Origin of the sequence: Nocardia cyriacigeorgica NBRC 100375, assembly GCF_000308555.1 — a bacterium.
Taxonomy (GTDB): Bacteria; Actinomycetota; Actinomycetes; order Mycobacteriales; family Mycobacteriaceae; genus Nocardia; species Nocardia cyriacigeorgica.
Genome location: NZ_BAFY01000248.1, coordinates 1 through 12646, shown reverse-complemented (window position 1 = coordinate 12646; position 12646 = coordinate 1). Strand labels below are relative to the sequence as shown.

Below are 12646 nucleotides of genomic sequence, written 5' to 3'. Positions count from 1 at the left end.
TCTGAGACAATGCCCGCAGAACTCGACAGGGGGGTGCGCACCGATGCCGAAAGCCGCCGGACCGGATGGAACCATGCTCGACCCACGTGAGCACACGCGTGAGCGCGACCAGCTCGACGAACTGCTCGATGTCTTGCGTCAGGGTCAGGGCAACGACCCGCAGATCGGCTACCACGCCGGCCTCGCGGTAGAGCGCTGGCGGATGCCGCCGCGCATCCAGGTCACCGGCCGAGCGCACACCGGCCGTACCACCGTGCTGCATGCGCTGGCGCTGATGTCGGCGGTGGAGACCGGCCCGGTGGACGAACCCGGCCTGCCCGATCCGGTGCTCGACGGCGACATCATCGTCTACGTGCTCGCCGCCGCGCCCGGCCCGGCCGATCAGCGCATCATCGGTTCGCTGCCGCCGGACCGCACGATCGTCGTGCTCAACAAGGCCGACGCGGTCGGCGCCCGGTGGGCCGACGCCGTCATCGCCGCCGAACAATACGGCCGCGAGCTCGGTCGTCAGGTGCTGCCCGTCGTCGCCTCGCTGGCGGTGCGGACCAGGGCCGGTGCGGTCACCGAGGCCGATCTGGCGACGCTGCGCAGGCATGCCGGCAACACCGATCCGGCCTTCACGCTCTCGCCCGACCTGTTCACCGCGCCCAGCGCCGGCCCCGACGTCGCCGAGCGGACCCAGTTGTTGCAACGCTGGGATCTGTACGGGGTGAACTGTGCGCTCACCGTGGTCCGGCACCAGCCGGAGATCACCGGCCAGGCGTTGTTGCAGGTCCTGCATGCCGCCAGCGCCGTCGATCCGCTGCACAAGCTGCTGCACCGCCGCTACGAGCAGGTCTCGGCCCAGCGCGGCGGGGAACTGCTCGACGAACTCACCCGGCTGGCCGCGCGCGCCGTCCCCGGTGACGGCGGCCGCGCCCGTGACGTGCTCGAGGACTACCTCTACGGCGACGACGCCCTGTGGACCGGTCTGTGCGCGGGCCTGGCCCATCCTTCGGTCGCGCATCTGGCCGCCGGCTATCCCTCCCCGGCTCCCGCCGATGCCGATGACGCCCTCGACCGGGCCGCGCGCTGGCGTTCGCTGGTCTCCAGCGATATGCCGCCGGCCGCAAGGCGCGCCGCGGTCCGGGTGCACAACGGCTACGTCCGGCTATGGGAGCGAATGAGCAGTGCCGGTCTCTGATCCCCCGGAACACCCATCGCGCACGGATTCCGCCGCGCGCGTCGCCGCGCTACCCGCGGCGCTGGAAGCGGTGGTGCAGCGATGGAATCCGCAGGGGATGGCGTTGCTGCGCGCCGTCGGCGGTAGCGGCAACGCCTCCGGGGTGGTGCTGATCGGCCCCGATGACGCCAACACCACACTGCTCAGAACCGAACTCGCCCGCTTCGAACCACACGTCGACCTCACCGATCCCGTCGCCGACGCGCGCACCGCTGTCGAGACCACTTCACCGTCGGGTGACGCGCCCGCCGCAGTGGCACTGATCCTGCTCGACGCGGGCACCACTCTCGGCGCCGGTGTGCTCGACATGGTGCGGGGGCTGCGCGCCGGCGGCACCAGGGTGCTGCTGGCCATGAACGGCATCCACGCTCACCAGGATTGGCGTGAGGTGCGCGAGCGCGATCTGGCGCTGCTGGCGGGCGCGGGCATCACCGATATCGATATCGTCCCGGTGTCGGCCCGCCTCGCGGTGGCCGCGCGAACCTCAGGCGATACCGCCCTGCTCGATCGTTCCGGGCTCGCCGCCCTGCACGCGGAGCTCACCGCGGCCACCCTCGGCGCCGCCGACGACGGTGCGGACCGGCTGGCGGCCGTGCGCACCCGGGTGCTCACCGATACCAGGGCCCGCATCGTCGAACAGGTCGCCTCGCTGCGTGCCGGCACCGCCGCGATGCGGCTGCGCGAGGAACGCGCGACCCTGCTCGCCGGCCGTGACGGTGGCCGGGCGGCGGCCATGTCCAATCTGCGCAGTCAGCTGCATCTGGCCCGGCTGGACCTGATGACCGAGGTCGGCGCGCGGGTCCGGGCGCTGCACACGGCCGCGCGGGCCGAACTCGACCGCCTCGGCCGCCGCGGTATCGGCGACTACCCGGACCGGCTGCAACAGGCGGTGACCGAACTGGCGGGTGCCGTCGACGTCGATATCGAACACCGGCTGGCCGAACTGGCCGCCCGCGTCGGCGGCCCCGACCCGGGCCCGGTGCGCCGCGATCCGCCGCCTCGAGTCGGCCCGGATCCCGAGCCGAGACAGCGGGGTGTCGAAGATCACCTCATGATCGCGCTCGGCGCGTCGGCCGGTGTCGGGCTCGGCCGGCTGCTGGTTTCGCCGTTCAGTCTCGTCCCCGCACTGGACGTGGCGAGCGTCCCGGTGACGCTGCTGCTCGGCGCCGGCGCGGCCGCCTGGGTGGTGCGGGCGCGCGCTCAGCTCGCCGATCGCAATCACCTCCGGCAGTGGGTCGCCGATGCCCTCGTGAATGTAAAAGCCCAGCTCGAGCAGCGGGTCGGCACGGCAATGGTGGAGGCCGAGGGGCAGTTGTCGGAGCGGGTGGTGCGGGCGAGCACCGAACGGATGGTGGAGGTCGACCGCAAGGCCGCCGAACTGGAGGCCCGGCTGCGCCGCTATATCGCCGAACAACCCGGCCAGCTCGCCGCGTGTGAACGCGATATCGAGAGCATCGATCACTGGACGCGGACGGCCGGACGTGGGACGAATGATCGGCAATGATCGGGGGTACCTATGAGGAACCCGATTCCGTACGGTTCGTCATATCGCGTTAACCTCTAGACAGGAACCTGGGCGTCCGCTTCGCCCTGTGCGCTGTCCAGCCGGCCGGCGTGATCGACGGGCCGTAGCGGGTGCCATCCAGCCAATGGTGGCGCTCGGTGGTTCGGGGCTGGTCACGCGCCGATTGGGCCAGGATCGAAACACCGCAGAACCGCCCATCTCAGGAGAGTTTTCATGACCTCAGCGACCATTCCTGGTCTTCGTGGATCCGACGGCAAAGCGCCGACCGAACACAGCGAACTGCTCACCTGGGTACAGGAAGTCGCCGAACTGACTCAGCCTGATCGGGTGGTCTGGGCCGACGGTTCCGACGCCGAATGGGACCGCCTGACGAACCAGCTGGTCGAGGCGGGCACGTTCAAGCGGCTGGACGAGAAGAAGAAGCCCAACTCCTTCCTCGCCCTGTCCGACCCGTCCGACGTCGCGCGCGTCGAATCGCGCACCTACATCTGTTCCAAGACCGAGGCCGACGCGGGCCCGACCAACAACTGGGTCGACCCCACCGAGATGCGCGCCACCATGACCGAGCTGTACCGCGGCTCGATGAAGGGCCGCACCATGTACGTGGTGCCGTTCTGCATGGGCCCGCTCGGTGCCGAGGACCCCAAGCTCGGTGTCGAGATCACCGACTCGGAGTACGTGGTCGTCTCCATGCGCGTGATGACCCGGATGGGCGCCGCCGCGCTGGAGAAGCTGGGCACCGACCGCCCGTTCGTGAAGGCGCTGCACAGCGTCGGCGCGCCGCTGGCCGAGGGCGAGAAGGACGTGCCCTGGCCGTGCAACGACACCAAATACATCACCCACTTCCCCGAGGACCGCGAGATCTGGTCCTACGGCTCCGGCTACGGCGGCAACGCGCTGCTGGGCAAGAAGTGCTACTCGCTGCGCATCGCGTCCGCCATGGCGCACGACGAGGGCTGGCTGGCCGAGCACATGCTGATCCTCAAGCTGATCTCCCCGGAGAACAAGGCCTACTACATCGCCGCCGCGTTCCCGAGCGCCTGCGGTAAGACCAACCTCGCGATGATCCAGCCGACCATCCCCGGCTGGCGCGCGGAGACCCTCGGCGACGACATCGCCTGGATGCGTTTCGGCAAGGACGGCCGCCTCTACGCGGTGAACCCGGAGTTCGGTTTCTTCGGCGTCGCGCCGGGCACCAACCACAGCTCCAACCCCAACGCCATGGCCACCATGGACGCCGGCAACACCGTCTACACCAACGTCGCGCTGACCGACGACAACGACGTGTGGTGGGAAGGCCTGGAGGGCGAGCCCGATCACCTGATCGACTGGAAGGGCAACGACTGGTACCTGCGCGAGACCGAAACCCTCGCCGCCCACCCGAACTCGCGCTACTGCACCCCGATGTCGCAGTGCCCGATCCTGGCCCCCGAATGGGACGACCCGCAGGGTGTGCCGATCTCGGCGATCCTGTTCGGCGGTCGCCGCAAGACCACCGTCCCGCTGGTGACCGAGTCCTTCGACTGGCAGCACGGCGTTTTCATGGGCGCCACGCTGTCCTCGGAGCAGACCGCCGCCGCCGAGGGCAAGGTCGGCACCGTGCGCCGCGACCCGATGGCGATGCTGCCGTTCATGGGCTACCACGTCGGTGACTACCTGAACCACTGGATCAACGTCGGCAAGAACGCCGACGCGGCCAAGCTGCCGAAGATCTTCTACGTCAACTGGTTCCGTCGTGGCGACGACGGCCGCTTCCTGTGGCCCGGGTTCGGCGAGAACTCCCGCGTGCTGGAGTGGATCGTCGACCGGATCGAGGGCAAGGCCGAGGCCGAGGCCACCGCGATCGGCAACGTCCCCACCGCCGCCCAGATGGACCTCGAGGGTCTCGACGTCGACCCCGCCGACGTCGACGAGGCGCTGAAGGTCGACGCCGAGGAATGGAAGAAGGAGATCCCGCTCATCGAAGAGTGGTTCGAATTCGTCGGCGACAAGCTGCCGTCCGGGGTGCGCGACGAGTTCGAGGCCCTGAAGCAGCGCCTGAGTTGATTGGCGCCGCCTCCGGCGTCGCGGTTCGCGGCCCCTTGGTGTCTCGCGTCTCCGCTACCGCTGCTTGCCTTCGGCTTGCGCAGCGGCAGCGGAGACGCGAGACGGGCCGCGAACTTTGCTGCTCGGTCTCGCTTCGCTCGAAAATTGGGGTGTGACCGGCCGATTGCATGACCGGTATACAGTCCCGTTTGGCGCGACGCGCCACGGGTACCTGTCCGTTGTGCCGAGTTGAGCCTGTTGTGTGGCTTATGCTTTGCGTGTTCTTCCGTCTCACGACAGCACAGTTCGATACTGGTCCACTGATCGACTGAACTGCTTCCCCGATCCGCTCGTGGCGCGGGAGAACCGCCGCCGACGACGCGATCGCCGCGCGAGAGGGTGTGGAGCATGGCCGATGGGTACACCGGAACTCCGGTAGCCGAACTACCGACCGCGGCAGTGCCGCACGCGAGTACGCCGTTGCAGCGGGCGGCTCGGCGGCTGCAATCGGTCCTGCCGCCCGGGTGGTGCGTCGAAGTTGTCGACCCGCCCGCGTCCGCGGATGATCCGCAATCGATCCTGCGCGTGATTCAGCCTCCGGAGTGATGGGCATCCGCCCGTACCCCGGAGGCTGATCCGTATCGGTTCGTTTCCGGCCGTGGCCGGCTCTGACGCGCTGCTAGCCGGTCCAGCCGAGCGGCATCAGCACCGACTTCTGCTCGCAGTACGCGTCGACGCCCTCCGGGCCGTTCTCCCGGCCCAGACCGGAGTTCTTGTAACCGCCGAACGGTGCGGTGGGATCGAAGGCGTACCAGTTGATCGCGTACGTGCCGGTGCGCACGCGCGCCGCGATCTCCGCACCGTGCTCCACATCGCTGGTCCACACCGAGCCGGCCAGACCGTAATCGGAGTCGTTGGCCAAGGCGACGGCCTCGTCTTCGGTGCCGTACGGAATCACCGAAAGTACCGGCCCGAAAATCTCTTCCCGCGCGATCGTCGAGCTGTTGTCCACATCGGCGAAGATGGTCGGCTCCACGAACCAGCCATTGTCGAGGCCTTCGGGCCTGCCGCCGCCGAGCACCAGTCGCGCTCCCTCGGCCGTGCCTTTGGCGATATAGCCCTCGACGCGTTCGCGCTGCTGCCGCGAGATCAGCGGGCCGAGCTGAGTGGCCGGATCGGTCGGATCGCCGACGGTCATCGTGCGCACATGCGCGACCAGCGCCTCGAGGATTTCGTCATAATGGCTGCGCGGAGCAAGGATTCGGGTCTGCGCGACACAGCCCTGGCCGGTGTTCATCAGGCCGGAGAACGCCAGCGACGGAATGCTCGCGGCAATGTCCATGTCCGGCAACAGGATTGCCGCCGATTTGCCGCCGAGTTCCAACGAGACCGTCTTCAGTTGTCCGGTGGCGATGGCGCCGATCTTGCGGCCGACGGCGGTGCTGCCGGTGAAGGTCAGCTTGTCCACGCCCGGATGCGACACCAGGTATTCCGAGGCCTCGGCCTCGGCCGGGAGCACCGAGAGCACACCTTCGGGCAGGCCGGCCTCGGTGAAGATCTCGGCCACCTTGTTGGTGGTCAGCGGCGTCAGCGGGGAGGGCTTGAGCACAACGGTGCATCCGGCCAGCAGTGCCGGACCCAGCTTGTTGACGGCCAGGAACAGCGGCACATTCCAGGCGGTGATGGCCGCGACCACTCCGCGCGGTTCCCGCGAGACCCTGGTGGTGCCGAACACGCCGGTGCGCGTCTCCTGCCACGGGAACGATTTCGCCAGGCCCGCGTAGTAGTCGAGCGCGGCCACGGCCGGGATCTGGTTGAGTGTGGTCGCCGCCATCAGCGGGGCGCCCATTTCCGCGGTCAGGGTGGCGGCCAGGTCGGCGCCGCGTTCCTCGATCAGGCGGGCGGCGCGGCTGAGCACCTGGGCCCGTTCCTCCGGCGGCGTCGACGGCCACGGGCCCGAATCGAAGGCGGTGCGGGCCGCGGCGACGGCGGCGTCGACGTCGGCCCGGTCGACGGCGGGGACGCTGCCGACCGGCTCCTCGGTGGCCGGCGAGATGACCTGGATGCGCTCGGTGGTGGCGGGCGCGGTCCAGCGGCCGCCGATGAACAGGCTGTCGTAATCCATGAGAACACGTTACAGTGCTACTCGTCGTTAACCTAGAACAGGTTCTAGTTCTGCGCAGCGCCCGCCGTTGAAAATGCGCGAATTCCGACCTGTCGGTTCGCTTTTCGTCAGAACGCACTATTGCGTTCTGTTGCTGGACAGTGGATGCTGTAGCTACTGATCAGCTCGCTCGACCCATCGAACCGATACCGCAATTGGGGAGTCCGATTCATGGCGGTGCAAGTGATCGGCCGGTCGTTGATGACCAGCGACCAGACCGAGCATCAAGCTAAGAGCGTTGGCAGCGGCGGCTGGGTAGTGTCGTTCCTACCCGGCCGCACCTTGACCATGGAGCAGGCAACCGCCGCCATGCAGGCCGCGGAGGCGGTCGCCGTGGTCGGCACGCTGGCCGATCTGGTCGGGTTGACCACGCTGGAGACCGTCGGCCTCGCCATGCAGGAATCGCCCTGGCAGGAAGCGCGGCACGTCACCAGGGGTTGGCGCCCGGCGCTGTGGGCGCGCTGATAAGCGATCGTCGGTTCCGCTGTCCGAAGGCGGCGTTCAGTCCGGTTTGACCGCGACGACCACCAGGTTGCTGACCAGTAACTCGCGCAACCAGGGAATGCGAACCAGCCACCAGGCCCACCGCGGGTGATAGCGCGGGAACACGGCGAACACCCGCGCGGGCGTCCGCTGCGCCCACCGCAAACCGTCGGCGGCGCGCACCGCGAACATCGACCGGCCGAACCTGTTCTTCGGCTCGCGGCCGTGCTTGCGCACATAACGGCGGGCGGCGTACTCGCCGCCCAGGTAGTGCCACGGACCGGTCTCGTGCCCGCCGAACGGGCCGTGCCACACCGTGTAGGACAGCACGATCACACCGCCCGGCCTGGTCACCCGCACCATCTCGTCGGCCATCAGCCACGGATCCGGCACATGCTCGGCGACATTCGAGGAAAAACAGATATCGACCGCGCCGTCGCGGAACGGCAGCGCCATCCCGGAACCGCGCACCGCGCCAGGCACCGTCAGCCCGGCCGCATGCAGCTCGGAAGGATCCGGCTCCACCGGGATGTACCTGGCGCCGGTACGGGCGAACTCGTCGGCGAAATAGCCGGGCCCGCCGCCCACATCGATGATGGTCGCGCCCGCCAGCTCCCTACCGGTCACGTCGGCGTAGAAGTCGCTGATCATGGCGGCGCTGTCGGTGGCGAGGCCGCCGTAGAACACCGCGGGCGCGGTCTGCTCGAAGCGGAAACTGCTCAGCAACCGGATCGACCGGCGCAGGGTGGCGCGCTCGGCGAAACGTGGGCGGCGCCGGTCGCCCCGCACGGTCGTGGGCGCGGCCGGGCGCCCCGGACGCATCCGGGCCTGCGGGGACCACCGAGTCGTTCTATCGGCTCTGAGCACGGCGCCGAGTCTCGCACAATCGGCCGCGTCGCCCGGTCGCGGCTGGGTCGGCAGCCGGTCGGGACCGGGTTCGGACCACGTCCGCAAGCCGTCCACTAGGGTGTACGACGATATCCGACGTTCCCGACGGGGACCCGACGACCGGAGAAGCTCGACCGTGCGCGAAGTCCTACTGCTCTGCTGGCGCGACACGGGGCATCCGCAGGGTGGCGGCAGCGAACGCTACCTCGAGCAGGTCGGCGCCCACCTCGCCGCCCGCGGCGTCAAGGTCACCCTGCGCACCGCCCGCTACCCCGGCGCGGCCCGCAGGGAAACCGTCGACGGCATCGACATCAGCCGGGCCGGCGGCCGTTACTCGGTGTACCCGCGCGCGCTCGCCGCCATCGCTCTCGCGCGCCTCGGCCTCGGACCGCTGCGCGGCATCCGGCCCGACGCGGTGATCGACACCCAGAACGGCATCCCCTTCTTCGCCCGCGCCGCGAGCAAGGCGCCGTCGGTGGTGCTGGTGCATCACGGGCATCGCGAGCAGTGGCCGGTCGCGGGCCGGCTGGTCGGCCGGATCGGCTGGTGGATCGAATCGCGGCTGTCGCCACGGGTGCATCGCGATAATCAATACCTGACGGTTTCGCTGCCGTCGGCAGAGGAATTGACAACTCTGGGCGTCGACGGATCGCGCATCGCGGTGGTACGCAACGGCGCTGAACCTGTTCCAGTCGACGCCCCCACCGGCGCCGCCGAAACCCGTACCGCCGAGCCGAGAGTGGTGGTGCTGTCACGGCTGGTGCCGCACAAGCAGATCGAGGACGCGCTCGCCGCCGTCGCGCGACTGCGCGGCCGGATCCCCGGCGTGCAGCTCGACGTCATCGGTGACGGTTGGTGGGCCGACAACCTGAAATCGGTCGCGGCGCAGCTGGGTATCGCCGACGCCGTCACCTTCCACGGGCACGTCGACGAACGCCGCAAACACGAACTGCTCGCGAGGTGCTGGGTGCACGTGATGCCCTCGCGCAAGGAAGGCTGGGGCCTCGCGGTGATCGAGGCCGCCCAGCACGGCGTGCCGACCGTCGGCTACCGATCCTCGCGCGGGCTCACCGATTCCATCGTCGACGGGGTGACCGGCGTGCTCGTCGACGATGTCGACCAGCTGGCCGAATCGGTCGCCGGACTGCTCACCGACGCCGCCGCCCGCACCATCATGGGGGAGAAGGCGCGTTCGCGGGCGCGGGAATTCTCCTGGGAGAGTACGGCTTCCGGGGTCTATCAGGTGCTCGCCGCGGCGGCGGACGGGCGCAGGGTTTCCGGGCTGATTCCGCCGGTGTGAGTTAGGGGCTTGCGCGGCGTGCGGTTGGTGTGCCGGCCGCTCGTCAGCGATTTCGGTCGAATCGACGCGGAGCCGGCACGAACGCGAGCAGCGGGGCCAGCAGCAATGCGGCCCAGAGCACGTGGGCGCCGATCACCAGAGTGCGGTCCGTGCTCGACTCCTCGGTGATCACGCCGCCGACGCGATACAGCGACAGATCCGGAGCGCTCAGCACCGGCTCCAATTGCGCGAGCGTCGCTTCCGACTGGCCCCTCGGCCCGGGAGTGCGGTGCTCGACCAGCACCCAGCCCACGCCGAGTGCCGCGAGCTCTTCGGGCGAACCACCGTCCAGCAACAGCTGTTCCACCCGGCGTGCGCGTGCGCCCTCGCCCGACACCGTCTGTCCACGCACCGGCAGCTCGCCGGTCTGCAACACATCGTTGGGCAGCATCCGCGGTGCCGGATCGAGCACCGGCGCGCTACCGCTGTACGGGAACTTCCGGAACATGCCGCCCGGCAACACCGCCACGTCACCGGGTCCGTCCACCCGCGCGGCCGCCTCCTGCCACGCCGCCGGGTACCGCACCGCCCGCATCTCCCCGCCGACGCCCCAGGCCAGGTCGATGAGCGGGAGGATCAGCGCCGCGATGAACAGGGCCGCGATCGCGGTGAGCGCGGGGCCGGCCGTGGGGCGCCGGCGGATGGTGACCGGTGCGGACTCGGCGCGGCTCTGCGTGTCCGGCGCGTTCGGGGCGTCAACGTCATCAGGAATGCCGCGGGAATCCTGGTGGGGCCGGTGTCCAGCCGGATCGGCGCGGTCGAGGGTGCTGTGTGCTGTATCGGGACTGCCCACAGTGCCGTTGGCCTGAGGGGCTTCGGTGATCTCATGGGCCGCTGGAGTTCCGTCGTGCTCCGCATACTCTGCCGTGTCTGTCGTGTCTGCCGTGTCTGCTGCCGAGCCCCGGCCGATCTCGGCTGGCGCGGGGGTAGATGCACCGGAACGGGATCCGGCTGCGAGGGGTGGGCTGCCCGGCTTCGCAGCGGCACGATCGGGTTCGATATCCGGCTCTGCGATGGCGGCCCGCGCGCCGAATCGGGTCGCGAGGGCCACGCATCCCGCGGCGGCGGACAGGGCGTAGGCGGGCATCGCGAGGGCGACGTACTTCTGGGTGTCGCGCAGCAGGCCCGCGCCGGGGACTTCGACGACAAGCCATTCGAGAGCGTCCATGCCCCAGGCGGTGGCACCGAGAGCCGGCAGCAACACGGCCGCGACTGCCAATCCGAGGAGCCGGCGGCCGGTGCGGGCAGCGGCGAGGTCGAGGGCAGGCGTGGGCCGATCGGAGGGCGGCTGATCGCTGTCCGAGGTTGCCGGGCGGAGGTCGGTGGCGCCGGCGTCGGGCACGAGGGTGGCTTGGGGGCAGGAGCCGGTTCCGTCGACGTCGGTCTCGTCGGGCGCGGGGGTGGCTTGCGGCCGAGCGCCGACGGCGGAGGGCGGAGCGCTATCGGCCGTGGGCGCGCTGTCGGTGGCGGTGCGTCGGCGCACGAACCCGCCGGCCACGGTCCGGACGCCGAGGGCGACCAGGACCAGCAGGATCGCCGTCCCGATGAACGCGAGGGGCATGGTGCGTGACCACGGGACGGCGTCGGCGTTCCAGATGCCGCCGAGACCGGCGAGGCTGCCGAGGGTACCGAGGCCGGGTTCGGCGCGGGCGGCGAAGGCGGCGATGCCCGCGGGGTCGGAGGTTTCGGTGCCCGCACCGGAGGCGATGGTGGCGACCAGCCAGGGGGCGCAGGCGGCGATCAACAGGGCCAGTACGCCGGGGAGGTTGCGGCGCCCGGCGACGGTCAGGCCGACAAGGCCCGCCAGCAGGGCGCCGGTCGGGGTCAGACCCGCGGCGGCGAAGCATCCGGCCAGCACCGCCCAATCCCGGCATCCGCGCCCAGTGTTGCGCTGTCCACCGTTTCGCTGCCGGAGACGGTGCGCCGCGAGCGCGGTCCACGGCAGGGCCGCGTACCCGGTGAGCAGGCTCCAGTGGCCTTGTAGGAGACGTTCGGCGACAAAGGGATTCCAGACCGCCACCGTCACCGCCACCAGCTGCGCCGCCAGGGGTGCTCCCAGCAGCACGCGCGACAGAACCGCCGCACCGTAACCGGCGGCCCACAGTGCGGCCAGCAGGATCGCCTTCACGATCAGCCCGCCGTCCACCACCGTCGACAGCGCCGCCAGCAGCGCATCCTGCGGGACGGCACGGGGAGCGGCGTCACCGAGGCCGAGCGCGGAATCGGTGAGATAGGAGCGCGGCGTACTCACCGCGTCCCGGAGCAGCAGATAGCCGGGGCCGAGTAGTGGGCCCGCGACGATCAGCGTCAACAGTGCGCTGTACACCGCCGCGACGACTGCCTCCGACCGACCGCCGCGCGCACGCGCACTCACGACCGCGTACCCTCGGCCGGTTGGCGCGCGGCCGTGTAGAGCACCAGGACCGCGACGATGGCGGTGGTGGTGCCCGCAACGCCCGCGGCGGTGACGATGAGGGCGGGGATGGTGCGGGCGAAGGCGAGCATGAGGGCGACCTCGATGGCGAGGCCGAGCCAGGTGAGCCCGGCCAGGGCCGTGCGGTCGACGGCGATGGCCGACAGCAGCGCACCTTGCAGCACCGCGAGAACGGCGCCGTGCAGGGCGAACAGCCACAGCAGCCCTTGGATCGGCGCGTAGTCCTCGCCGGCGAACAATGGCGCCAGCGGTGCCGCCACCGCCGCGCCCAGCACGGCGAGGATGCCGATGCCGGACAGCACCGCCAACGCCGAGCGGATCGCGCTCGCCGAATGCCCGGGCTGGGCCATCCGTGGATACAGCACCATGCCGACGGCGGCCGGCAGCCAGAACGCGATCTTGGTGGCCATGGTGGCCAGCGCGTACCGGCTGGCGTCGTCTTCGTTCAGCACGATGCGCACCACGATCAGATCCGCCGACGACAATGCCATCAGCGCCGCCTGCACCTGCGCGGCCCGCACCGACCGCGATCACCCCCGCGAACCCGGCGTTGGGAACCGGGGCGT

8 protein-coding genes and 1 pseudogene are annotated in these 12646 nt (G+C 70.1%); 5 read left to right on the top strand and 4 right to left on the bottom strand.

All coding sequences use genetic code 11. The annotated features are described in order from the left end of the window. Positions 1-43: 43 nt before the first annotated feature. The 3 genes from RJ05_RS24925 (at position 44) to RJ05_RS24915 (ending at position 4793) form a co-directional block, all read left to right on the top strand. Complete coding sequence (locus RJ05_RS24925) at positions 44-1183, top strand: hypothetical protein (protein WP_051016890.1); 1140 nt, start codon at positions 44-46, stop codon at positions 1181-1183. Next, on the top strand, positions 1170-2726 hold the full coding sequence (locus RJ05_RS24920; protein WP_036541325.1) for a hypothetical protein: 1557 nt from the start codon (positions 1170-1172) through the stop codon (positions 2724-2726). The genes RJ05_RS24925 and RJ05_RS24920 overlap by 14 nt, the downstream gene beginning before the upstream one ends. Positions 2727-2960: 234 nt before the next feature. Next, entirely contained in the window at positions 2961-4793 is a 1833-nt protein-coding gene (locus RJ05_RS24915) for a phosphoenolpyruvate carboxykinase (GTP) (RefSeq protein WP_036541322.1), read from the top strand. 658 nt (positions 4794-5451) lie between these two features. On the opposite strand, the gene RJ05_RS24905 is transcribed toward RJ05_RS24915, so the two are convergent. Continuing rightward, positions 5452-6897 (bottom strand): aldehyde dehydrogenase, encoded by a 1446-nt coding sequence (locus RJ05_RS24905; protein WP_036541318.1) that lies wholly within the window; start codon positions 6895-6897, stop codon positions 5452-5454. 210 nt (positions 6898-7107) lie between these two features. Here RJ05_RS24905 and RJ05_RS24900 point away from each other — a divergent pair, with 210 nt between their 5' ends. Next, positions 7108-7401 carry a hypothetical protein gene (locus tag RJ05_RS24900; protein ID WP_036541316.1) on the top strand — a complete coding sequence of 98 codons (294 nt, stop codon included), beginning with the start codon at positions 7108-7110 and terminating at the stop codon, positions 7399-7401. 36 nt (positions 7402-7437) lie between these two features. Here RJ05_RS24900 and RJ05_RS24895 read toward each other — a convergent pair whose 3' ends face one another. Then, positions 7438-8241, bottom strand: a complete 804-nt coding sequence (locus RJ05_RS24895) for a class I SAM-dependent methyltransferase (protein ID WP_051016889.1) — start codon at positions 8239-8241, stop codon at positions 7438-7440. A 202-nt stretch (positions 8242-8443) separates the two neighbouring features. On the opposite strand from RJ05_RS24895, the gene RJ05_RS24890 reads away from it, so the two are divergent. Further along, positions 8444-9607 (top strand): glycosyltransferase family 4 protein, encoded by a 1164-nt coding sequence (locus RJ05_RS24890; RefSeq protein WP_036541314.1) that lies wholly within the window; start codon positions 8444-8446, stop codon positions 9605-9607. Positions 9608-9650: 43 nt separating this feature from the next. Here RJ05_RS24890 and RJ05_RS32520 read toward each other — a convergent pair whose 3' ends face one another. Beyond that, positions 9651-12020 (bottom strand): MmpA family trehalose lipid delivery protein, encoded by a 2370-nt coding sequence (locus tag RJ05_RS32520; RefSeq protein ID WP_249040586.1) that lies wholly within the window; start codon positions 12018-12020, stop codon positions 9651-9653. Continuing rightward, positions 12017-12601: pseudogene (locus RJ05_RS24875) on the bottom strand (polysaccharide biosynthesis protein); the annotation flags it as partial. The gene RJ05_RS32520 and the pseudogene RJ05_RS24875, both read right to left, overlap by 4 nt. Positions 12602-12646 lie beyond the last annotated feature (45 nt).